Below are 23,774 nucleotides of genomic sequence, written 5' to 3'. Positions count from 1 at the left end.
ACTTCTGTGTCACGGCTATTCGCCGACATTGGCCTCACGGCGAGCCAACAGCCGACGCATCGGTGCGGTCGGCTCCAGCACATAGTGAATCCGGCTGGCGCGATAGCAGTCATTGAAGGCGTCGAAGTAATCATCCAGCACGTTGGCCGCCTCCTCCTCCCCCGCCTGACGCAGCAGCTCCGCCGCCACCTCCGCCGTGCACAGATGTGACTGGGACGCCGGCTTGCGCAGGTGATAGCGCGTCAGACGCGTGGTGTGCAGCGGCAGCACCGGCAGACCATCCAGATAAGGGCTCTTGCGGAAGATGCGACGCGCCTGACGCCAGGTCCCGTCCAGCAGGATGAAGACCGGAATGCGCTCCTCGCCACTGGCGGTATGCGTCGCCACCTCGGGCCCGACACCGGCGATGGCATTCACGTCGACCACGCGATCAGCGTAGTCCGGCTGATCGTCCGGGAAGATGATGAACGGCTGATAGCGCTCATCTTCCAGCAGCGCCAGCAGGCGGGGGTCCGGCTCGACACGATACCAGCTGAAGACCTCGGTGCCCGCCAGCACATCAGCGATCAGGCGCCCGGTATTGGTGGGCTTGTAGTGCTCCAACGGGTGGGTGATCAACCAGAACGTGATCCGTGATTGCGCGCTGACCTGATACGGGCACAGGCAATTAAGCCTGGGCAGACGGCAGGCCTCGCAACGAATCACCTGGCTGCCACGCGCCTTGAATTCCCGTCGCGGGTGGCGTCCGTGCCACTCATCCGGCTCGCCACTGGGAAGCGTCGTGATACCGCTGGCCTCGCCCGGCTCGGTCGACTCCGGGGCGGAGGAAGCGGCTTGATCAACGCTGGCGGGATGACCAGCGGCCGGCGTAAGACGGGAATCACACATGATGGGTGGTCAGTACCAAAGAAAAAGGGACGCGCATTCTAGCATGCGTGTCCCTTTCTCATGTTGCCGTCTCGTGTCGCCAAGCGTGGTTCACTCAGCGAGTGTCGCGGCTATACCTCGTAGCGGTGCTTGCCGCCGGTCACGAACTTCGGCGGCCGACGCTTCCAGTAACCGGCCAGCAACGAGCCGGAGACGTTGTGCCAGATGGAGAAGATCGCTCCCGGCAACGCCGCCGTGGCGGAGAAGAACTGGCTGGCCAGTGACGCCGCCAGTCCGGAGTTCTGCATGCCGACCTCGATGGCGATGGTGCGCGAGGTACGCTCATCCAGTCCGAACAGGCGCGACAGGCCATAGCCGGCGCTCAGGCCGATGGCGTTGTGCGCCACGACGGCCAATGCCACCAGCGGGCCCAGCGTGGCCAGGCGACCGACATTGAGCGACACCACGATGGCGATGATCAGCACGATCGCCAGCATGGCCAGACTCGCCAGCGCCGATTCCCACTCGCGGATGGCGTCACGCGCGAAGTGATGCACGATGACACCCAGCACGATGGGCGCCACCACCAGCTTGGCGATGCTCAGCAGCATGCCGCTCACCGGCACGTCGATGTCCGTCCCCAGCAGCCACCAGGTCAACAGCGGCGTCATCACGATGGAGAGCAGTGTCGAGGCCATGGTCATCGAGACGGACAGGGCCACGTGACCACCGGCAAGCCAGGTCATCACGTTGGAGGAGGTTCCCCCCGCAGTGGCCCCCACCAGCACCATGCCGACCGTCAACGCGGGGTCCAGCCCCAGCAGCCGCGCGATCAGGAAGGCAGCCAGCGGCATCACGCTGTATTGCAGCAGCAGGCCCAGCGCGATGGGCCCCGGACGACGTGCGACACGCATGAAATCCTCACGCGACAGCGTCAGTCCCATGGCGAACATGATCAGGGCCAGCAGCGGCTGGATGACATCCTTGAGGGCCACGAAAGGCGCCGGCGCCAGCACGGCGAGGCCGGCGAACAACAGGGCCCACAGCGGGAAGAAACGATTCAGCGTCTCAAACATGCTTTCAATTTCCGGTCACCGAAGGTTGCTTGCCTCCGGGATTGCTGGCCCACCGCCCATGGCAGGCCTGAAGCCGCGCATCATAACGTATCAGGCAGGCCCAGGTGTCCCTGATACAACCAATGGCGCACAAGACGTGGCACTGCCTGCCCGGCGCTTTCCGCCAGGGGATGCACGCCGGGCTCCGCCAGCTCATGGGCATTCGGGTCCACCAGCACGATGGGGGCATCCAACGGTGCCGCTGCATAGAGATTCGAGGCCGGCATCACCTTGAGCGAGGTCCCCACGATCAACAGCAGATCCGCTTCCGCCGCGATGCCTTCGGCGACGCCGTAAAGTGGCACTGCCTCACCGAACCACACCACGTCCGGGCGCAACTGACTGCCCTTGTCACACAGATCTCCCAGCCGAATGCCACCGCGCGGCAGCGGGTAGCGCAAGCCGTGGTCGACGCTCGAGCGTGCCTTGAGAATCTCGCCATGCAGATGCATGACCTCACGCGAGCCGGCGCGCTCGTGCAGATCATCGATATTCTGGGTAATCACCGAGACACGAAAACCGGCCTGTTCAAGTTCTGCCAGTGCCTTGTGCGCCGCGTTGGGCCTGGCCCGCCGGACCTGGGCACGGCGATCATCATAGAAGCGCAGCACCTTCTGCGGATCACGCCGAAATGCCTGCGGAGTGGCGATCTCCTCCAGACGATGCTCTTCCCACAGGCCATCTTCCGCACGGAAGGTGCGCAGACCGCTTTCCGCGCTGATGCCTGCGCCACTGAGCACGACCAGATGCCGACCATGGCGCGCGCCAGGATCCCTGAAACCTTCACTCATCCAACACTCTCTCTCGCTGTGAACTTGATCGTGACGTCCCATTGCCGAGCCTGGGGGCGCTTCCTGTCCGAACGCAAGCCTTCAGTCATCGATGAAGTCCTGGCTGCGATCGACCCCGAAACGTCGCTTGTTGCGATAGGGGTAGACATCGATCACCCGTCCCGCCGTGATGGCATCCTGCAGCCCCTTCCACCAGCTGGCCTGGAAGATTTCCGGATGCAGCTCGTAGAACAGCTTGCGCAGCCCAAGATCCGCGAACAGGAAGGGGCCGAATTCTTCCGGGAAGATGTCGTTCGGTCCCACGGAATACCAGGGTTCGCTGGCCATCTCCTGCTCAGGGTAGAGCGCTTCGGGAATCTCGCGGAAATTGCACTCGGTGAGATAGTTGATCTCGTCGTAATCGTAGAAGACCACCCGACCATGACGGGTCACGCCGAAGTTCTTCAGCAGCATGTCGCCGGGGAAGATGTTGGCCGCGGCCAGCTGCTTGATCGCATTGCCGTAGTCATTGAGCACGGCGCGCGTCTCATCCTCATCACACTGCTCGAGATAGAGATTGAGCGGCGTCATCATGCGTTCGGTATAACAATGCCGAATCAATACCTTGTTGCCGCGCAGCGTGATGGAGGAGCTGCAGACCTCCAGCAGCTCGGCCAGGCAGTCGGGATCGAAATGATCGCGTCCGACGGCGAAATTGGAGAACTCCTGGGTGTCCGCCAGACGGCCGACGCGGTCGTGGCGCTTGACCAGACGATACTTCTGGCGCACCTGGTCGCGGCTCATGTCCTTGCTGGGCGCAAAGCGATCCTTGATCAGCTTGAAGACCAGTCGATAGCTGGGCAGCACGAAGACCGCCATCACCATGCCTCGCACGCCCGGCGCGATGATGAATCGGTCGGTGCGGCTGGCGACGTGGTCGTTGAGGCCACGGAAAAGCTCGGTCTTGCCGTGCTTGTAGAACCCGATGGCAGCGTAGAGCTCGCCGATGGGCTTGTCGGGCATCAGTGTCTGCAGGAAGCCCACCACCTCACCGGGCACCTCGATCTCGACCTGGAAGTAGGCGCGGGTGAAGGAGAAGATGATCGAGACTTCCTCGGGCTCGATGATCACGGTATCGAGATAGACGCCGTCGCGTTCGGTATGCAGTACCGGCAGCACCAGCGGCAGCGTCTGCCCGCCGCCCTCGATGCGTCCGATGAGGTAGGCCCCCTTGTTGCGATAGAAGACGCTGCGCAACACCTCGAAGGTGGCATCGGAGGCCTCACGCACCTCGGGTGGCAACACCTCGAGCAGCATCTCGGCGCCCAATGTCACGTCGCGCCCCTGATGTTCGAAGGCGATCCCCAGCGGGGCCTCGCTCAATACCGTGTCCAGCGCCCCTGCCCAATCACCCTCGACCGGCACACGGTGGCTGATGCTCATCCCGGAGTGGCGAGCTGGCGCCTGCCGGGAGGATGACACGAACATCCAGTCATCCCGGATATGACGGTGGGAAAAGACACTGCAGAAGATGGAGTTGTAGAAGGTCTCGGCCAGCTTGTAGTCCAGGCGCTGATCGATCAGCGTCATGTAATGGCGTCGGGCCTCGCCCCACAGGGTGCATTCGCTCAGACGCTCAGGCTCGAAGGCGCGCGCCAGACGCTCCATGGTCGCGGCGACCTTCTCGTCATAGAGGTTGATGCGTGCCGCCGAGGCCTGCTGTGCCTCACGCCAGTCGGCCTCGATGAAACGCCGTCTGGCATCGCTGGAAATCTGCTTGAAGCGCGAGCGGTACTCATCAAAGCCATGCAGCACCGTCGCCGCCAGACGTTGGCCCTGCTGACCATTGCCACGTTCATCGACATCATTGTCCATCACCGCCCCCTGCCCTTGGGTCATCCGACATCCTCAGAGCATGCGGACAGTTGCCCTGTCAGGCGAGACGACAATGGTCGCGGGCCGTCAACTCTCGATGACGTTCCACTCACGCACGCCAGCGCTGTCCCGTCTTGCCATTTACGGATTACCGGCCCTGAAACGCACGACGCCACCTCGCGACAGGCGAGATGGCGTCGGGATTCGCGGATGTCAGCAGGATCCGGGCTTAGAGCTCCCGGCCCAATGAGGCCGCAGTCTCGGAGGCAGTCTGAACACGGCGCTCGGCTTCGAAGAGGTCTTCTGCCATGCCGGCCTGCTCCGAGTCCATGTCCAGCGCATCGATACGCGTGGCCTGGAAGCGATCGCGCTTCTCATCCAGCCCCGCGAAGTCGAACAGCTCACGGTCCGCCAGGTGCGAGGGTGCCACGGAAGTGACGGCACGGAACATGGTCTCGAGCCGCCCGGGATGCTGCGTCTCCCAGTCCTGCAGCATCTCCTTGACCACCTGACGCTGCAGGTTCTCCTGGGAACCACACAGGTTGCAGGGAATGATCGGGAACTGACGCGCCGTGGAATAGGCTTCGATGTCCGATTCGCGGCAATAGGCCAGCGGACGAATGACGATATGCCGCTGATCATCCGACAGCAGCTTGGGCGGCATCGTCTTGAGCTTGCCACCGAAGAACATGTTCAAAAACAGCGTCTCGAGAATGTCATCGCGGTGATGGCCAAGGGCGATCTTGGTCGCTCCTATCTCGGTGGCAAAGCCGTACAGCGAGCCACGCCGCAAGCGTGAACACAGCCCGCAGGTCGTCTTGCCCTCGGGCACCTTCTCCTTGACGATGGAATAGGTGTCACGCTCGAGAATGTGGTACTCCACGCCCACTGACTCAAGCCATGCCGGCAGCACGTGCTCCGGGAAACCGGGCTGTTTCTGATCCAGATTCACCGCCACCAGACTGAACTGGACCGGCGCATTGCGCTGCAGGTTCATCAGGATGTCCAGCATGGTGTAGGAGTCCTTGCCACCTGACAGGCACACCATCACCTTGTCGCCATCGCGGATCATGCCGTAATCCGTGATGGCGGTGCCGACATTGCGGCGCAGCCGCTTCTGCAGCTTGTTCAGCTCATGCTTGGCATCCGCTGCGTCATGCGTGCGGGAGGTGGCGTCAGTTTCAGGTGTGAACATGGGGCATCAGACAGGCAGTTTGGGAGGGCACACAGTCTAGCATCGGCCAGTGTCACGTCACAGAGGCGGACGGCCTGCCGCAATACGCAAGACGCCCGCAGTCAGCGGGCGTGGGGGGATTCTTGCAGATGACGGGAAGCGATCAGAACAGCCGCAGGACTTCCAGATAGCGGATGACCACTCCGCCCAGCATCACCATGATGCCGAAGCGCTGCAGTCGGAATTCGAGCGCGGTGAGCGCCAGCTTGCGAGACCAGAACATCAGTACTCCCCGGACATCCTGGGTACGACGGATGTAGAGGGAATAGGCAAACAGAACGATGGCAAGGCCAATGATCAATAACGTGTTGGTCGCGATCAGCATGTCGCACCTCGTGGGCAAGAACCCTGAATAGGCAAGAAAGGCAACAACGCGTGGTGCCCAATCTGAAACCGGGCCTCAGGCAGGTGCCCAAGGCCCGGTGCCATCACCTGGCGTAGTGATGGCGATCCCGAGAGTGCATCCGTCATCGCGCAGGGCGAAGCGTTCACATCCCTCGGGCCTGACTGGGGCTGGCTGACAGCAGGTCTTCGTCGATCATGACCTCTGCACGCTGTCGCTACCCCGTTATGATTATCAAGCTGCTCGGTAATGCATCCTGCATGGCTGACCGTGTTGCTGGTCGGTACTGCACTGGCGTGTAATCCGGTTCGACAAGGGCTCGCGCATGCCTGTCACGATGAGGAAAAGCAGCGTGGCGTCGTCGTATGGGGCCAGTGTGGCCAAGCGGGTGATGTCTTGCCATTGGACATTCCGGCAACAGACCTTGGTTTATTAGCCAAGAGGTTTAACAACGACAGGGCCATCAATCGCAGGGCCATCAACCACAGGCTCGTCGCCCGGGCGACGCATGGACCAGGTGGTTCAGGCTCATGAGCCTGAACAGGCATCGTGACGTGGCACGACTTGAGTGACCGGCAGCATCAGGCGCTGCGCCATCATGGCGCTGGTCACGGCATCCCCCAGCGCAGTGTGCCGCCCGATCACCGGCACCTGCAGCGCCTCGGCCATGGCCTCGAAGCGCAGGTCCGGCGCGGCCTCGGGCTGAGCGTGACGACAGCGCTTCAGGTAGTCGCGCGCGAGATCATGACGCAGATTGGGCAGGTCGAAGCCGAAACGTGGCCGCAGGTGGCGATTGATCACCGCGACATCAAAATCGATGCACCACCCCACCAGCGGGCGATTGCCGATGAAGGCCAGCAACTGGTGCAAGGCGTCGCCGAGCGCCTCGCCACCATGCAGGTCGATTCCGCGCAGGCGATGAATCCGGATGGAGTCACCGCGCAGGCCTTCCGGACACTGGAGCTGCAACGACAGCGCGCTGGCCGTCCTCACCCGGCGCGCATCGAAACGTACCGCCGCCAGCGAGACCAGCTCGGCACGCTCGACATCGAGACTGGTGGTCTCGCAATCCAGTGCCACCCGCTCTCCCTCATGTTCACTGGCGTGCCAGGGTCTGAACAGCTCGGCAAACTCGCCATGCCCATGGCGGCGGCGGTCTGCCGCACGACGTAGCTGCTGGAACATGCCATCTCCTTGCGGCGCTCGGCCGCGCGTCAGTAATCCAGGTGATAACGATGGGTCAGGCGCTGCTTGAAATCCTTGACCCGACTCAAGGCATCGCGCAGCAGGTCCCGCTCCAGCGAAGACAACGACTGGGTGATGATGAGATTGGCACTGGCGGTGCTGGCGTCACCCCGTGCCTCGGACAGCTCTTGCTCAGCGTGTCTGCCAGCGTTGGCCGGCGCCTCCTCGAGATGCCGCAACTGCTGACGCAGACGCAGTTCGGAGAACAGCGACAGGGCCTCAGACAGATCTTCGCTGTCGCTGGCCTCGATACGCCCCTCCTCTACCAGCGCCTCAAGACGCGCAAAGGTGCCGGTCGCCATCACGCCACGCTCCAGCGCCATGGTGCGTACCCCATGCACGATGGGAAAGATGCCGCCCTTCTTGATGTCGATGCCATGGCGGGGTGAGCGCAGTGAGCCGAACAGCGTCAACGGCGTCGAGAACCGCAATGCCGGGCGCGCGAAGTGCGACAGCAGCAATTCATCACGTCGGGCATGCTGCACCAGGTGTCCGCGCAGACTGTCGACCAGCTCGGCATTGCCACCGCTGGCGCGTGCATCGAAGACGATGGCTAGATTCATCAGCGCCTCCCCATCGCGTCCGGCACACCAGCGCGCCACCTTGCCGCGCCAGCGGGATTCGGTCGCGACCCACTCTGGATTGGAGACCATGATGTTGCCCGGACACGGTGGATAGCCGAGGCGTGCCAGGGTAGCGCTGAAGGTCTGCATGGCGTCGCTGCAGTCTGGCCATTGATGTCCATCAGCGAGAATCAGCCCGTTGTCCTGGTCGGTCTTGAGCATCTGCTCGCCACGCCCCTCACTGCCCATCAGCATCAGACAGCAGGAGACTCGGTGCTGCTCTTCCACCAGCAGGGCGAAGGTGCGCTCGATCAGACGTCCATTGAGGGCGCTGAGCAGTGCCATGGCATGGCGCAGATGCGCGCCCTGGAGAACCAGCGCGCGGACCAGCTCCGGCAGGCGAGCACTGGCCAGCGCCAGCGCCTCCAGATCCGCCGCGCGCTCGATCTCGAGACTGACCAGCTGGCTACGATTGGAGAAGAAGCCCAGCACATCGGTCAGCTCGATGACTCCGACCACCTTGGCATCGGCAGCGAGCGATTCCTGCACCACCACGCGGGCGACCCGATGACGCGTCATCTGGACCAGTGCCTGAAACAAATAATCCTCGGCGGTGACCGCCACCAGCGCGAAGGTGCCCAGAGGGGCGAGACGATGCGTGGCAGGAAGTCCCTCCAGCACCAGTGCGTTGAGCAGATCGGTGCGCGTGACCACGCCACAACGGCCCTGTACCTCGATGATCAGACTGTCAGCACCAGCCTCTCCCATGGCCTTCACGCCTGCCTCGATGCTGCTGCTGGCTGGCATCACCAGTGGCGGACGCATGCAATCCATCACCCTCGCCAGCATGAAGCCTGTCTGGTCCCGGCTGCTGCCGAGTCGGGTGTCCCGATACGCCGCGAGCAGCCGGGCCTTGTCACGCAGGCTGTGCTGGAAATACTCCTCGAACCCGGGATTGCCTTCACACAGCTGACGGAAGTGGTCGGCCGGCAATTGATAGCAGAGCGTTTCCTGCTCGCAGACGAAGCGTGTCCGGCATTCGCCGTTGAGCAGGGTCAAGGCCCCGAACAGATCTCCCTTGCTGTAATGCCCGATGCGCAGACTCAGCCAGGCGTCGTGACCCTCACGTCGCGCCTGCTCCAGGGTGGCGGTGTCCGGCAATGGCGTTTCTGCCGCCAGCTCGACCACCTCGCCCTTGTGGATGATGAAGAGCGCCTCTCCCACCGCTCCCGGTATCAGCGGTTGCTCCAGGGCCGCGAAGTACTGCAGGTCGACGTTCTCGGCCAGCCGTGCCCGGCTGCGCTCATCCAGCAGGCTGAACGGCGGCTCGCCGAACGGAATTTCGACTAATGTGGCTTGCATGACACGACTCCACTGGCTCTCCGTCCCGAAGGGCACGGATCATCAAGCCATGAGGCCCCGCCTGCGAATGCACGACGGGGCCTCGGGATATGTAGGGCCTGACCCGCAGACCGAGAGGTCAAGCGGGCCAGGCGCTGTCGTCAGGGATCAGTGATCCACTGCCGTTCCTGCCCCGCGCGGCACGCGGATGTCCTCGACGATATGCTGGATGTGCTCGGGCGGCGGCGGTGTCACCTTGCAGACGACGACCGCGACGACGAAGTTGAGCACCATGCCCAGCGAGCCGATCCCCTCCGGCGACACGCCCAGCAGCCAGTACTCCGCCGTGTTGAGCTCCGGCGAGATGAACTTGAAGTAGACGATGTAGCTGAAGGTGAACACCAGCCCGACCAGCATGCCCGCGATAGCGCCTTCCTTGTTCATGCGCTTGGAGAAGATCCCCAGCAGGATGACCGGGAAGAAGCTCGAGGCCGCGAGACCGAAGGCAAAGGCCACCACCTGCGCCACGAAGCCTGGCGGATTGATGCCGAAGTAACCGGCGATCACGATGGCCACCGCTGCCGCCATGCGAGCTGCCATCAACTCCTGTTTCTCGGTGATGTCTGGCTTGAAGGTCTTCTTGAGCAGGTCATGCGAGATGGCCGAGGAGATGACCAGCAACAGCCCCGCTGCCGTCGAGAGCGCCGCCGCCACGCCACCTGCCGCCACCAGCGCGATGACCCATGCCGGCAGATTGCCGATTTCCGGGTTGGCCAGCACGATGATGTCGCGGTCGATGTAGACCTCGCTCTCGTTGTCGGTGGGCGTGTTGCTCACCAGACGCTGACCATACTCACCACGAGCGGCCTGGCTGTCGGCGTCGCCTTCATAGCTCGGCTTGCCCGCGAAGGGGTCACCGCCGCGCATCTGGATGATGCCGTCGCCATTCTTGTCGACCCAGCCGATCAGACCGGTGTTCTCCCAGTTGTAGAACCAGCCCGGCAGTTCCTCATAGGCTGTCTCGTTGACGGTCTCGACCAGGTTCACCCGCGCAAAGGCACCCACGGCCGGCGCAGTGGTGTAGAGCAGTGCGATGAAGAACAGCGCCCAGCCAGCGGAGATACGTGCATCCCTGACGGTCGGTACCGTGAAGAAGCGCACGATGACGTGCGGCAGACCCGCGGTCCCGCACATCAGTGCCGCCGTGATGAAGAAGACATCGATGGTGGATTTGGAGCCTTCGGTGTACTCGCGGAAGCCGAGGTCAGTCACGACCTGATCCAGCTTCTGCAGCAGATAGACGCCGGTATCGTTGCCCTGTGCATCCACCAGCGTGCCGCCGAAGCCGGTCTGAGGCAGCACGTGTCCGGTCATCATGATCGACAGGAAGACGGCCGGTACCAGGAAGGCGAAGATCAACACGCAGTACTGCGCCACCTGGGTATAGGTGATCCCCTTCATGCCACCCAGAACGGCATAGAAGAAGACGATCGCCATGCCGATGACGACACCGACGTTCACGTCCACTTCAAGGAAGCGCGCGAAGACGATGCCGGTGCCGCGCATCTGACCCGCGACATAGGTGAAGGAAATGAAGATGACACAGACCACCGCCACGGTACGTGCGACGCTCGAGTAATAACGGTCACCGACGAAATCCGGCACCGTGAACTTGCCGAACTTGCGCAGATACGGTGCCAGCAACATCGCCAGCAACACATAGCCACCCGTCCAGCCCATCAGATAGACGGAGGCGTCATAGCCCACATAGGCGATGATGCCCGCCATGGAGATGAAGGAGGCGGCAGACATCCAGTCCGCAGCGGTGGCGGCCCCGTTGGCGATGGGGTGGACCCCTCCGCCCGCCACGTAGAATTCCTTGGTAGAGCCGGCACGCGACCACACCGCAATGCCGATGTAGAGCGCGAACGAGGCGCCCACGAAAAGGTACGTCAGTAATTGAACATCCATTGGCGTTGTCCTTGGCGATATCGATCATCTTGTTGTCGTGAGAGATGAAACGCTCAGTCCTGTTCCTTTCCTGCAGAGCCGTTGCTGGAATTCATCGCAGACCTGCCCACGGAAGCGGTTCAACACCGCTCATTGCTCGTGGAGGTCGAAGCGTTCATCCAGCTTGTTCATCGAACGGGCGTACAAGATGATCAGCGCGAGGAAGAAATAGATCGCCCCTTGCTGAGCAAACCAGAAACCGAGTTTGAAACCGAAGAACTGGATATTGTTGAGGACATCCACCAACAGGATTCCGCATCCATAGGACACGACAAACCAGATCACGAGATACCCCATGATCAGTCTGATATTGGCGGCCCAATACGCCTTGGCATTCTCTTCCTTCATGACGGAGTTCTCGCATTGTTATTGTGATTGGCGAGAGACCCATCGGCGATGAACCGATGAATGGTCTCCATTGACTGAATCATTCGTCCTCATGGAGTGAGTGATATTCCCTGCGTCTTGCGTTGCTTATCAGGAAACTTGGCGACTCGCTTCTGACAGTAGCCAAGGGGCCAGCTCATCGCAGGCTGACTTTAGTCGAGAGCATGAGCATCCGCTTGAAGACCTCATGACGCCTCTCATCAATTCCTTAAATAACAGATACTTGAAAGATAAACTAAAGACGCACTCCCTTGGTCTATTGGCCAAATGAGTAACGAAACACTCTCATGACGCGTCGGAAATGACAGTGAGACGGCCCCGCTCTTTCGTCATGTCACTGAAAGAAAGCGGCGCAATTTTCTGCCGGAGACACCTCAGGCCGGGTGAGAACGGATGAGCGAGAGCAGACATCTTGTCGTCTGATGGCCAGGAGGAAGCCCTGAGCGGCTTGCAAGGCTTGGGACTCATGGCCGGGCCTGCGTAGAATGGCGCTTCCAGAGAGGAGAGCAACATGTTCCAGGGGTGGTGGCTAATCGCAGTGGCGCTGGGCTATATCGCGGTACTGTTCATGATTGCGTGGCGAGGGGATCGCAACGCCAAGAAGCACGGGTCGGCCAGTCGCCGACCGGCAGTCTACAGTCTGGGGCTTGCGGTCTACTGCACCAGCTGGACCTTTTACGGCAGTGTCGGCCAGGCCGCGACCAGTGGCTGGAGCTACCTGAGCATCTTCATCGGGCCGATCCTGACCTGTCTGCTGTTCTGGCCGATCCTCTTGAAGATGATTCGCGTCGCCAAGCGACAGAACATCACCTCGATCGCCGATTTCATCGCCTCGCGCTACGGCAAGACGCAGTCACTGGCCGTGTTTGCCTCGCTGGTGGCACTGGTCGGCACCCTGCCCTACATCGCCCTGCAGCTGAAGGCGGTGTCGAGTGCCTATCAGGTACTGACCGACACCAGTGACGTCACGCGCACTGCCTGGCTGGGGGATACCGCCTTCTATGTCGCGGCGGTGATGGCGATATTCGCCATCCTGTTCGGCACGCGGCATACCGATGCCACCGAGCACCATGTCGGCCTGTTGCAGGCCATCGCCTTCGAATCTCTGGTCAAGCTGATCGCCTTTTTGACGCTGGGCGCCTATGTCACCTGGGGCATGTTCAATGGCCTGGGGGATCTTTTCACCAAGGCGGACACCTATCTGGAGCTCCAGCAACAGCTCGAGAACCAGACCTTCGGCTCCGGCTTCTGGGCCCAGACATTGCTGGCGATGCTGGCCATCTTCTGCCTGCCGCGCCAGTTCCATGTCGCGGTGGTCGAGAACACCCACCACTCGGATGCCCGCCGCGCCCGCTGGCTGTTCCCGATCTATCTGATCGCCATCTCCTTCTTCGTGCTGCCCATCGCCGCCGCCGGCCTGACGATGTTCCCGGATGGCTCGGTGTCACCGGACAGCTTCGTGCTGGCACTGCCGATGGCGGCAGATCAGACCTGGTTGACCCTGCTGACCTTCATCGGGGGCTTCTCGGCCGCGACCGGCATGGTCATCGTCGCGGCGGTCGCGGTCTCGATCATGATCTCCAACGAGATCGTCATTCCGCTGCTGTTCCGTTTGCGCTGGTTCGATACCGAAGCCCGCGACTACAGTCATATCGTGCTGCTGGCCCGCCGCCTGACCATCGTGATGATTCTCGGCCTGGCCTACGGCTTCTATCTGCTGATCGCCGAATACAGCACGCTGTCAGCCATCGGGCTGCTGTCATTCGCCGCCGTGGCCCAGTTCGCGCCCTCTCTGCTGGGCGGGCTCTACTGGAAGCGTGGCAATCGCCTGGGGGTCATCGTCGGCCTCAACCTCGGCTTCGCCGTCTGGGCCTGGACCCTGCTGGTTCCGGCACTGGCCCAGGCAGGCCTGATGCCCGCCGACATGGTCAATTACGGTCCGCTCGGCATCGACTGGCTCTCGCCGCATGGCCTGTTCGGCTTCCGCTTCAGTGACCCGCTGACCCACGGCGTGATGCTGTCTCTCGGCCTCAACCTGTTCGGCTATATCTTCGTCTCGCAGATGACGCCGCAACGCGTGGTCGAGCGCATCCAGGCATCCTTGTTCGTCGATAGCGTCGAGACGCGTCAGACCAGCGTCTCGCGCCCGTGGACCGGCTCTACCTCCGTCTCGGACCTGCGCGTACTCTGTGAGCGCTTCCTGAGCCATGAGCAGGTCGAACGCGCCTTCGAAGATTACGCACGCCGCAGCGGCCAGCCGCTGGAACTCCACGGGCGCGCGTCAATCGACCTGATCCAGTTCACCGAGCGCTTCCTGGCTTCCGTGCTCGGTGCCTCCTCGGCGCGGATCGTGGTCAACTCTGCCCTGCAGGGGCGCGGCATCGGTATCTCGGATGTCATCTCCATCGTCGATGAAGCCTCACAGGTGCTGGAATTCAACCGCGCCCTGCTGCAGGCCACCATCGAGAACATCCACCAGGGCATCAGCGTGGTCGACCAGCACATGCGCCTGGTGGTGTGGAATCAGCGCTATCTGGACATGTTCCGCTTCCCTGACAACCTGATCCGTGTCGGCGCCCCGATCGATCGCATCTTCCGTTACAACGCGCACAATGGTGAATATGGTCCGGGCGACCCGGAAGAGCATGTCGATCAGCTGCTGGACGCCATCCGTGACGGCGAGCCGCATCGCTACGTGCGCTATCGCCAGGACGGCACCGTGATGGAGATCCAGGGCAACCCGATGCCCGGCGGCGGCTTCGTCTATACCTACCAGGACATCACCCAGCAGAAGCGCACCGAAGAGGCGTTGATCCGCTCGGAAAACAACATCCGCATCTACACCGACAACGTGCCGGCGCTGATCGCCTACTTCGACAAGGAGTGTCGTTACCTCTTCACCAACCGCGCCTATGAAGCAGTGATGGGCATCGACCGTACCGCCGTCATCGGCGAGCCGGCCGAGGCGGCGATGCCTGAAGACATCTATCGCCAGCGCGCCCCCTGGATGACGCGCGCCCTGGCGGGGGAACGCGTTTCCTTCGAGATCTCGCTGGAAGCCCCCGAGGGCGGTGTGCGTTACATGCTGGTGACCTATACGCCGCACTTCAGCGGCAAGGGCAACATCCTCGGCTTCTTCGCGCTCTATCAGGACATCACCGAACGCCGCCTGGCCGAGATTGCCCTCAAGGAAACCAACGAGAATCTGGAAGAACGCGTTCGCGTGCGTACCCAGGAGCTGTCACAGGTCAACGAGGCATTGCGTACCGAGAACCGTGTGCGCGCGGAAGCCGAGCAGGCACTGCGTCAGGCCAAGCAGCTGGCCGAGGATGCCAACGCCTCCAAGACGCGCTTTCTGGCCGCGGCCAGTCATGACCTGCTGCAACCCCTGAATGCCGCACGCCTGTTCACCTCCGCTCTCGCCCAGCAGGTGGAAGGCGAGATGAAGACCACCACCAATCACATCGACAACTCGCTGCAGGCCGCCGAGGAGCTGCTCAGCACCCTGCTCGACATCTCCAAGCTCGATGCCGGCGCGCTGGCGCCACGTCGCAGCGTGTTCCGCCTGTCGGATATTCTCAAGCCGCTGAAGGCCGAGTTCGAGGTGATGGCGGAAGACCGAGGGCTGGACCTGAAGGTGGTGATGACCCAGCTGGCGGTGGATTCTGACGGCCAGATGCTGCGGCGCATCGTGCAGAACTTCCTGTCCAACGCCGTGCGTTACACCCGTCAGGGCCACGTACTGCTGGGCTGTCGCCGCCTGGGGGATCGCATTCGCATCGAAGTCTGGGACACCGGCCCCGGCATCCCCGAGTCCAAGCTGACCGAGATCTTCCAGGAATTCCGGCGTCTCGATCAGAGCGAGCGTCACAAGGAGAGCGAGAAGGGGCTGGGACTGGGCCTGTCGATCGCCGAGCGCATGAGTCGCGTGCTCGATCACCCGATCACGGTGCGCAGCTGGGTCGGTGTGGGGACAGTCTTCGCGGTCAGCGTCCCGATCAGCAAGACACTGCCGGCCGCTGAACAGCCGGATGCCGTCCCGGCCCGCAAGCGCGCCGGCAACAAGCTGACCGGCACCCGCGTGCTGTGCATCGACAACGAGAGCCTGATTCTGGAAGGCATGAAGGCGATGCTGTCCGGCTGGGGCTGCGAAGTCTTCACCGCCACGTCCATCGGTGGTGCCAAATCCGTGATTCGCAATCTGGATGGTGATCCGGATGCCATCCTCGCCGATTATCACCTCGACAATGAAGTGACCGGTCTGATGGCGCTGGATGCTCTGGATGAACGCCTGGCAGGCTCCGTGCCCGGCATCGTCATCACCGCGGATCGCACTGACGAAGTCGCCGAGGAGGTACGCCGTGCCGGCTATCACCTGCTGCTCAAGCCGGTGCGTCCGGCGGCGCTGCGCGCACTGCTGACGCGTACCCTGCAGGCCAATCGTGCCGAGAAGCATGCCAGCGGTACCTCGGATGAGACAGGCGGAGCCCCGGAGAACGGCGATGGCTGATCGCGGGTGAATCGCGCAGCGCCTGTGAACGAGCAGGCGCTGTATCCGCAAAAAGCCCGCCCTGTCAGTGACAGGACGGGCTTTTGTCTTTCCGAAGCAGAATCATGCTCATCGAACGGGATGCATCATCCCGTCAATCACAGCCACTTCAGGAGCGAACCTTCGGCGGCTCGACTTCCAGACGCTGCGCCGCGATGACGGCCTGGGTGCGGGAATGCACGCCAAGCTTGCGCAGAATGGCGGTCACGTGCGCCTTGATGGTGGCCTCGGACACATTCAGCTCATAGGCGATCTGCTTGTTGAGCAGGCCTTCCGTCAGCATGTTGAGCACGCGGAACTGCTGTGGCGTCAGCGAGGCGATCGCTTCGGCAAAGCGGGACTCATCTTCGCTGGACTCGCCCATGGCTTCGGCGATATCCGTCGGCAGCCAGACTTCGCCTTCGAGAATCTCGCCGATCGCCTCGGCGATCACATCCAGACTTGCGGACTTGGGGATGAAACCGGAAGCGCCATAATCGATGGCGCGGCGCACCACGTAGGGCTCCTCGCTACCGGATACGACGGCGACCGGGATATCCGGCGTCTGACCACGCAGCTGGATCAGGCCTGAGAAGCCATGGGCTCCCGGCATGTGCAGGTCCAGCAGGATCAGATCAGCATCGGGGTGGCGGGCAACGATATCGTTGGTCGCGTCCATGCTGTCGGCTTCGACAATCTCTGCCTGTGAGGCCACTTGCCTGAGTGCCTGCGTCAGTGCGGCACGAAAGAGCGGATGATCGTCTGCAACGATGAACTTCTGGGCAAAGGCCATTGAGTCTCCTCCAAAACCCCGATGGTGATCATCACCGACCTTCCTGGCCGGTCAATGATCGCCGTTATTTTCTGGCATGTTACCCCATGGAACGCGCGTTTAACAAAGCAGCCCACCATCGGGAGACATACTGATGTTTCGCTCGGGGAACACGAGTATCGCACGGATTGCCCAATGATGAGTGGACAATGCACAAGTGAATTCTGACAGCATCCTGCGGATGGAGAGTCAGACCACCCTAACCGCAACGCGACTCGCATGCCAACCGACCAGTGCCACACCGGCAATCAGCAGGAAACCCATGAGGCTGGCAGCGTCCGGCACTTCCCCCCAGATCGCCCAGCCGGCCAATGCGGAGAACACGATGGTGAGATAGGAATAGATCGACACTTCCCCCGCGGGCGCCAGCCGATAGGCCGTGGTCATCAGGATCTGGCCACCGGCCGCGAAGACCCCGATCCCCAACAGGGCCAGTGCCTGTGGCGCACTGGGCATCACCGGATTCATCAGCATCGGCACCAGGGTGACGATGCTGGAGACCAGCGAGAAATGTAACACGATTGTCGCGGAAGCCTCACGCCCTCGCAGCGCCCGAATCAGTGTGTAGGCAGCGCCGGCCAACATGGCCGAGCCCAATCCGACCAGCGCCGGAAACAGTGCCTCCACACCTCCCTCGGCGAACGCCAGCTGCGGCTTGATGACCAGAGTCGCCCCCACGAAGGCAATCAGCATGCCTACCAGCCGCCAGCCGCCCAGGCGCTCTGCCAGAAACATGCCGGCAAACAGCATCACGAAAAACGGCGACAGCTTGTTTAGGATAGTCGCATCCGCAAGCAGCAGGTGATCGATGGCGTAGAAAAAGCTCATCACGCCGCCAAGCCCGATCAGCGAGCGCGCCAGCAGCAACGGCTGATGGTGCCAGTGTCCCAGCAGACGAGCGCCCGCCATGCGAACCATCACGACGGCAACCACCAGGCTTACGAGATTGCGCACGAAGACCTTCTCGAACAGCGGCAAGTCACCGCTCAACTTGACCATCGCGCCCATCAACGCGAAGGAGATCGCCGACAGGCACATCAGCACGACAGCGCGTGGACGGTTCTCGCCCTCGGTGGATGACGATGATGAAACCTGTGAGGAAGTGGCGGGCTGAGACGTGGCGCAGGATGCATCCGACTTGCCTGCTGACATGGGGGCTGCCTTGATCATGAAGTGAATGAGGAAATGCTCAGGGAGGCCATCAGGCCCACCTGTCGCATGCGGGTTGTCGCATCATTATCAAGTCAGCCGCTCATCGATGGCCAACCTTTCCTGCTTCAGACACGGCCAGGATGTGCACGAGACAGGCACTCACGAGACAGGCACGCACGAAACAGGAGCGCATGACCCGGACGCACACGAAAAAAGCGCGGGAGCCAGGCTCCCGCGCTTTCGATGTCGCGACGTGTCTCGTCAGGCCTGCATGGCCGTCATACGACGAGTTCAGCGGTTGGCGCGATGCTCGATCAGATCATCCACCACCGTCGGGTCCGCCAGCGTCGAGGTATCCCCAAGACCGTCGGTCTCGTTGGCGGCGATCTTGCGCAGGATACGCCGCATGATCTTGCCGGAACGCGTCTTGGGCAGTCCCGGTGCCCACTGGATGACATCAGGTGACGCGATCGGCCCGATGTCCTTGCGCACCCACTGGGTCAGGGTCTTCTTGAGCTCATCGCTTGGCTCGATGCCATCATTGAGCGTCACGTAGATGTAGATCCCCTGCCCCTTGATGTCGTGGGGATAACCGACCACCGCGGCTTCGGCGACCGCCTCATGCGCGACCAGCGATGACTCGATCTCGGCCGTGCCCATGCGGTGCCCGGAAACGTTGAGCACGTCGTCGACGCGTCCGGTGATCCAGTAATACCCATCCTCGTCACGGCGGCAGCCATCGCCGGTGAAGTACATGCCGGCATAGGTGGAGAAATAGGTCTGCACGTAACGCTCATGGTTGCCCCAGATGGAGCGAGCCTGCCCGGGCCAGCTGTCGAGAATCACCAGATTGCCTTCGGTGGCTCCCTCGAGAATGTTGCCCTCGTTGTCGACCAGCGCCGGCTGCACGCCGAAGAACGGCAAGGTGGCGGAACCCGGCTTGAGATCCGTGGCACCCGGCAGCGGCGCGATCATGATGCCGCCGGTCTCGGTCTGCCACCAGGTATCCACCAGCGGGCAGTTGCCCTTGCCGATCACGCGGTGGAACCACTCCCAGGCCTCAGGATTGATCGGCTCACCCACCGAGCCGAGCAGGCGCAGGCTGTCGCGGGAACTGGAGTCCATCACGCCATCGCCGTGTGCCATCAGCGCGCGCACGGCGGTCGGGGCCGTGTAGAGGATATTGACCTGATGCTTGTCGACGATCTCCCCCATGCGCCCGTGAGTCGGATAGCTGGGCACCCCCTCGAACATCAGCGTGGTCGCGCCGTTGGCCAGCGGTCCATAGACGATGTAGCTGTGCCCTGTCACCCAGCCGACATCCGCCGTGCACCAGTAGATGTCGCCATCGTGGTAGTCGAAGACGTAACGATGGGTCATGGCCGCATAGAGCAGATAGCCGCCCGTGGTGTGCTTCAGCCCCTTGGGCGTGCCGGTGGAGCCGGAGGTGTAGAGAATGAACAGCGGGTCTTCCGCGCCCATCGCTTCTGCCGGGCAGTCGCTGGACTGACGGTCGACCAGCTCGTGGAACCACAGATCACGACTCCCCCAGTGCACGTCACCTCCGGTACGCCGCACCACCAGCACGTGGTCGACGCAGTCGGTGCCATCGCGCTCCAGCGCATCGTCGACATTCTCCTTGAGCGGCACTCGCTTGCCACCGCGCAGCGATTCATCGGCGGTGATCACGATACGCGAGCTGGAATCGGCGATCCGTCCTGCCAGCGCGTCCGGCGAGAAGCCCCCGAAGACCACCGAGTGCACCGCACCGATACGGGTACAGGCCAGCATCGCCATGGCCGCTTCGGGGATCATCGGCATGTACAGGGTGACCACGTCACCACGCCCCACGCCCAGTTCCTTGAGGCCATTGGCGAACTGGCTGACGCGCGCATGCAGCTCGCGATAGGTGATCGACTGGGACTCGCTGGGGTCATCCCCTTCCCAGATGATCGCCACCTGGTCGCCACGCTCCTCGAGATGACGATCCAGACAGTTGTGGGCCACGTTGAGCTGACCATCCTCGAACCAGCGCACATCGACATTCTCAGGGCCGAAGTCGGTACTGCGTATCACCGAGGGCGCCTTGAACCAGTCCAGCGACTGCGCCTGCTCGGCCCAGAAATCCTCGGGTGCCTCGACAGACTGCTGATACATGGCCTGATAGCGCTCACGATCTACCCATGCACGGGCGGCAACATCAGGCTTGACCGGGTGGACCTTGGCATCTTCGCTCATTGTTGTTCGACCTCTGGAAGTTGGCGGGCGACACGCCTCGGGCTGCCTCATACGACACGGGTACGCTGCGGACGAGTCATGGCTAGTCCGTTTCAGCTTAAACCCAAGCATGGGGGGCCACACACTAGACCTTGGTAGACAATTTTTTCCCAATAATTTCAACTATTTATCAACAAATAACACCAAGGTCACAGCGACTTTCGCCGCAGAAAACCCGCACTCCAGAGGGACTGACCGCACCACGGCGGCATTGAAAACGGGAGGCAGGACAGCACGGAAGGCGATGGCAGGCATCAGGAATCGCTCAATGGCCCCTTGAGCGCTTTCCCGCACTGCCGGCATCGGTAACGCTGCCCACGAAGCGCATTGGCATGTCGACGATGACTCAGATAGTGCGGTGTCTCGCAATCGCATCCGTAGGCCCAGGGCATCGGACTCGCGCGGGAAACATCCATGCGGTGGGTCACCTCAGGTGCGACACCATAGAGATTCGTCATGACCTGCTGCCACTCCGGGCCATGCGGCTTGACCCGCTGGCCGCGCGCGCGCTCCACCACTTCCATCACCACCCAGTGCGCCACCTCATGAGGGACGGTCTGGCTCAGGAAGTGATGGCGGTTCTCGCACAGCAATTGCCAGTTGAAGCGCAGGCGCTGGCGCGCCGGTTCGGCTGTCCCGGCAGTGCGTCCTCTGAGACGACAGGACACGGCGGGCATGCGCATCTCGGGATAGTGCGCACGTGCGCGCGCCAGACAGGCCAGCACACGGGATTGCAGCATGGCATGCAGTTGCGGCTCGCTGAGGGCATCCAGTGTCTGCTCATCGGCCAACGGCAGGGGGTCGGCGACCGCATCACCGAGACACGCCAGTACATGGTCGACGGGAAAGCGATATCGACTGACGACACTGCCATCCACGGCGTGCGCGACACGGGAACAAGACATGAGACGACCCCTTGATGCCAGACGATCGAGGTGAACGGCAACCGCTGAAGAAAGTGGAGAATTCGACGATTCAGGGGCTTTCGTGGCGACGAAAACCCTTGCCACGAGATGATACACTAGCCACATTCGCAGTGGCCGCGACGCCCTGCCCGACTTCTATCCCGCATGTGAGACCTTCCCTATGGCCGAGCCTGTCCAGACCCAGCCGTTGCTGGATGATGAATCCCTCGACATCCTCGATGAGTTCCTTGAATCCGACCTGGTCGGCCCGGAAGCCCTCGACATCATCAGCGCGCATGGCTTCATGCTGGCACTGGCCATCGCACCACGCGAAGTGCCTTCCAGCCTGTGGCTGCCGGAGCTGTTCCAGGGGCAGCCAGCCTATGAAAGCCCCGAGCAGGAAGCCCAGGTGGTCGCGCTGTTCGAGCAGATGCGCGCCAATGCCATCGACGCCCTCGAGCACGGTATCCTGCCTGAGCTGCTGTTCGAGCTGGAACTCGGTGGCCTCGACCCCGTCGAGACGCCGATCGGTGACTGGTGTGCAGGCTTCATGGAAGGTGTCTTCATGGACGAGGAAGCCTGGTTCGGGACCCAGGAAGAGACCGCGGCCGAGCTGCTGCTGCCCTTCATGGCCATCTCGGGCGTATTCGACGATGAAGACCCGGAGATCGGCGAGCTGATCGCCGACCCCGTCGGTGCCCAGCGCTTCGTCAACCAGCTGCCGGAACTGCTGCTGGATCTCTACCTGCTCTATCGCGTGCCGCCGGAAAGCCCCAAGCCATCACCGCGCCGCAAGGGAGCCGCAACGCCGGGCGCCGCGGGCATTCCGCGTGGCAAGCATGCGGGCGGCAAGGGCAGTGGCAAGGGCGGCGCGAAGAAGCCTGCTGGCAAGGGTGGCGGCAAGAAGCGCTGAGCCCCCGCCATCCCCCTCTTTGCGCCGCGCAGCGCCAGACACGACAACGCCGGACGCCCCTTGGGGTCGTCCGGCGTTGTCGTGTCACGAAGCAGTGTCTGACATCCGTGAACTGGCTAGCGCAGCCGCGTCACCAGGCTATCCAGGGTGCCATAGCCCCACTCGCGACAGCGTTGCGCCAGAGAGCGTCGCTGCCAGGCAGCCCGGGTGATCTCGACGCTGCGCGCGAAATGCTGCTCGAACAGCGCCGCCACCTCCGCCGCGAAGCGATGGTCCTGCACCTCCTGATTGGCCTCCAGATTCCATTGCAGGCTCCAGTGATCGAAGTTGCATGACCCCAGCGTGACCCAGTCATCCGCCAGCGAGAACTTGGCATGCAGGAAGCGCGGCTGGAATTCATGGATCCGCACGCCCGCCTTGAGGAGACTCGCATAGAAACGCTGCCCCGCAGAACGCACGCCGGGATGGTCGTGATGCTGTCCCGCGATCAACAGCTGCACATCGACGCCGCGCCGAGCCGCCCGCTTGAGGCGTCGACGCATGCTGAAGGTCGGCACGAAGTAAGGCGTGCAGATCCACAGCCGCTTGCGGGTGCTGCTGGCCTGATGCTGGAGCGAGTGGCGAATCGCCTGATAACGAAATCCATGGCCCCAGACGACACGCCCGCGCATCCCCAGATATCCCGTGACGACGTTGACCGCATTGATGTTGACGCTGCGCACGGCCTCACGACGCCCCTGCCCCTCGCTGGCAGCGGAATCCCAGACCCGCGCGAACAGCCTGACCCAGTCACGGATACAGGGCCCCTCGATGCGTATCGCCACTTCTGACCAGGCCTCGGCAAACTCATCGACCGCCCCGAAACCGCCAGTGAAGCCCACCTCGCCATCCACGACCAGCAGCTTGCGGTGATCCCGCGTCAGGTTGCGACCGAACCGCCACCAGCGAATCGGGTTGTAGAAGCGCAGGGCGATGCCGGCCTCGGTCATGCGCTGGCGATCCGCCTCCTCGAGCCCCAGCGAGCCGAAGCCATCCAGCAGCACCAGTACATTGACGCCACGCTGGCACGCAGCGCTCAAAGCCTCGATCAGGACCCGACTGAGGTGACCGCTTTCGGCCAGATACAGTTCGAGCAGTATCGAGTGACGTGCGCCTTCCACCGCCTCCAGCATGCTGGGCAGAAAGCGCGCCCCCTCCGGCAGCAGGGTAAATCGATTGCCTGAACGCCACATTCCGAGCATGACATGCCTCCCGTCGCTCCCGCACTGGGCAATGACAGCCGATATCGGCGTCATCGAACAGAATGCGTATAATGATCAATATCATGCATGCGGCGACCCAACGTCGATATCCTCGGATCGCCACTCCCGCATCCTGTGAGTCAACGCAAACGATCCTGCTTGTGACAGCGTCTCAC

Annotated in this window: 17 protein-coding genes; 2 read left to right on the top strand and 15 right to left on the bottom strand. The window is 62.4% G+C overall.

The genetic code is table 11. The features are described 5' to 3' along the window. Window positions 1-15 precede the first annotated feature (15 nt). The 10 genes from BFX80_RS02610 to BFX80_RS02565 all read right to left on the bottom strand — a co-directional run bounded on the left by BFX80_RS02610 (window position 16) and on the right by BFX80_RS02565 (window position 11,711). Window positions 16-888 (bottom strand): tRNA-uridine aminocarboxypropyltransferase, encoded by an 873-nt coding sequence (locus tag BFX80_RS02610; RefSeq protein WP_084207893.1) that lies wholly within the window; start codon window positions 886-888, stop codon window positions 16-18. Window positions 889-998: 110 nt separating this feature from the next. Further along, window positions 999-1,943: a bile acid:sodium symporter family protein gene (locus BFX80_RS02605; protein WP_077380107.1), complete on the bottom strand. Its 945-nt coding sequence runs from the start codon at window positions 1,941-1,943 to the stop codon at window positions 999-1,001. Window positions 1,944-2,023: 80 nt separating this feature from the next. Next, on the bottom strand, window positions 2,024-2,773 hold the full coding sequence (locus BFX80_RS02600) for an SIR2 family NAD-dependent protein deacylase (protein WP_077380110.1): 750 nt from the start codon (window positions 2,771-2,773) through the stop codon (window positions 2,024-2,026). An 81-nt stretch (window positions 2,774-2,854) separates the two neighbouring features. Continuing rightward, a complete protein-coding gene (gene aceK / locus BFX80_RS02595; RefSeq protein ID WP_077380112.1) occupies window positions 2,855-4,627 on the bottom strand; it encodes a bifunctional isocitrate dehydrogenase kinase/phosphatase in 1,773 nt (590 codons plus the stop codon). Window positions 4,628-4,856: 229 nt separating this feature from the next. Further along, on the bottom strand, window positions 4,857-5,822 hold the full coding sequence (ttcA, locus tag BFX80_RS02590; protein WP_077380114.1) for a tRNA 2-thiocytidine(32) synthetase TtcA: 966 nt from the start codon (window positions 5,820-5,822) through the stop codon (window positions 4,857-4,859). Between the two features lie 142 nt (window positions 5,823-5,964). Beyond that, a complete protein-coding gene (locus BFX80_RS02585) occupies window positions 5,965-6,186 on the bottom strand; it encodes a hypothetical protein (protein ID WP_077380116.1) in 222 nt (73 codons plus the stop codon). Window positions 6,187-6,732: 546 nt separating this feature from the next. Further along, the gene (locus tag BFX80_RS02580) at window positions 6,733-7,389 is read right to left on the bottom strand and encodes a 3'-5' exonuclease (protein WP_077380118.1); all 657 of its coding nucleotides are present in this window, start codon (window positions 7,387-7,389) and stop codon (window positions 6,733-6,735) included. Between the two features lie 29 nt (window positions 7,390-7,418). Continuing rightward, entirely contained in the window at window positions 7,419-9,374 is a 1,956-nt protein-coding gene (locus BFX80_RS02575) for a DUF294 nucleotidyltransferase-like domain-containing protein (protein ID WP_084207892.1), read from the bottom strand. Window positions 9,375-9,521: 147 nt separating this feature from the next. After that, the gene (locus BFX80_RS02570) at window positions 9,522-11,324 is read right to left on the bottom strand and encodes a sodium:solute symporter family protein (protein WP_077380122.1); all 1,803 of its coding nucleotides are present in this window, start codon (window positions 11,322-11,324) and stop codon (window positions 9,522-9,524) included. A gap of 129 nt (window positions 11,325-11,453) precedes the next feature. Then, entirely contained in the window at window positions 11,454-11,711 is a 258-nt protein-coding gene (locus tag BFX80_RS02565) for a DUF4212 domain-containing protein (RefSeq protein ID WP_077380124.1), read from the bottom strand. Between the two features lie 550 nt (window positions 11,712-12,261). Between BFX80_RS02565 and BFX80_RS02560 the strand changes: the two genes are divergently transcribed. After that, on the top strand, window positions 12,262-16,260 hold the full coding sequence (locus tag BFX80_RS02560; RefSeq protein ID WP_077380126.1) for a hybrid sensor histidine kinase/response regulator: 3,999 nt from the start codon (window positions 12,262-12,264) through the stop codon (window positions 16,258-16,260). Between the two features lie 148 nt (window positions 16,261-16,408). Here the strand turns inward: BFX80_RS02560 and BFX80_RS02555 are convergent, their stop codons facing one another. The 4 genes from BFX80_RS02555 to BFX80_RS17725 form a co-directional block, all read right to left on the bottom strand. Next, a complete protein-coding gene (locus BFX80_RS02555; protein ID WP_077380128.1) occupies window positions 16,409-17,071 on the bottom strand; it encodes a response regulator in 663 nt (220 codons plus the stop codon). A 228-nt stretch (window positions 17,072-17,299) separates the two neighbouring features. Next, entirely contained in the window at window positions 17,300-18,262 is a 963-nt protein-coding gene (locus tag BFX80_RS02550; RefSeq protein WP_240499646.1) for a DMT family transporter, read from the bottom strand. 291 nt (window positions 18,263-18,553) lie between these two features. Continuing rightward, window positions 18,554-20,500 carry an acetate--CoA ligase gene (gene acs / locus BFX80_RS02545; RefSeq protein WP_077380130.1) on the bottom strand — a complete coding sequence of 649 codons (1,947 nt, stop codon included), beginning with the start codon at window positions 20,498-20,500 and terminating at the stop codon, window positions 18,554-18,556. Between the two features lie 293 nt (window positions 20,501-20,793). After that, on the bottom strand, window positions 20,794-21,444 hold the full coding sequence (locus BFX80_RS17725; RefSeq protein ID WP_167592963.1) for a SprT family zinc-dependent metalloprotease: 651 nt from the start codon (window positions 21,442-21,444) through the stop codon (window positions 20,794-20,796). A 181-nt stretch (window positions 21,445-21,625) separates the two neighbouring features. On the opposite strand from BFX80_RS17725, the gene BFX80_RS02535 reads away from it, so the two are divergent. After that, window positions 21,626-22,357 carry a YecA/YgfB family protein gene (locus tag BFX80_RS02535; protein ID WP_077380132.1) on the top strand — a complete coding sequence of 244 codons (732 nt, stop codon included), beginning with the start codon at window positions 21,626-21,628 and terminating at the stop codon, window positions 22,355-22,357. A gap of 116 nt (window positions 22,358-22,473) precedes the next feature. Here BFX80_RS02535 and BFX80_RS02530 read toward each other — a convergent pair whose 3' ends face one another. Next, the gene (locus BFX80_RS02530; RefSeq protein ID WP_084207890.1) at window positions 22,474-23,598 is read right to left on the bottom strand and encodes a phospholipase D-like domain-containing protein; all 1,125 of its coding nucleotides are present in this window, start codon (window positions 23,596-23,598) and stop codon (window positions 22,474-22,476) included. Between the last annotated feature and the right edge of the window lie 176 nt (window positions 23,599-23,774).

This window comes from Cobetia marina (genome assembly GCF_001720485.1).
In the GTDB taxonomy this organism is placed as follows: domain Bacteria; phylum Pseudomonadota; class Gammaproteobacteria; order Pseudomonadales; family Halomonadaceae; genus Cobetia; species Cobetia marina.
The sequence above is the reverse complement of the archived record's forward strand: the minus strand, read 5'-3'. Positions and strand labels throughout refer to the sequence as shown.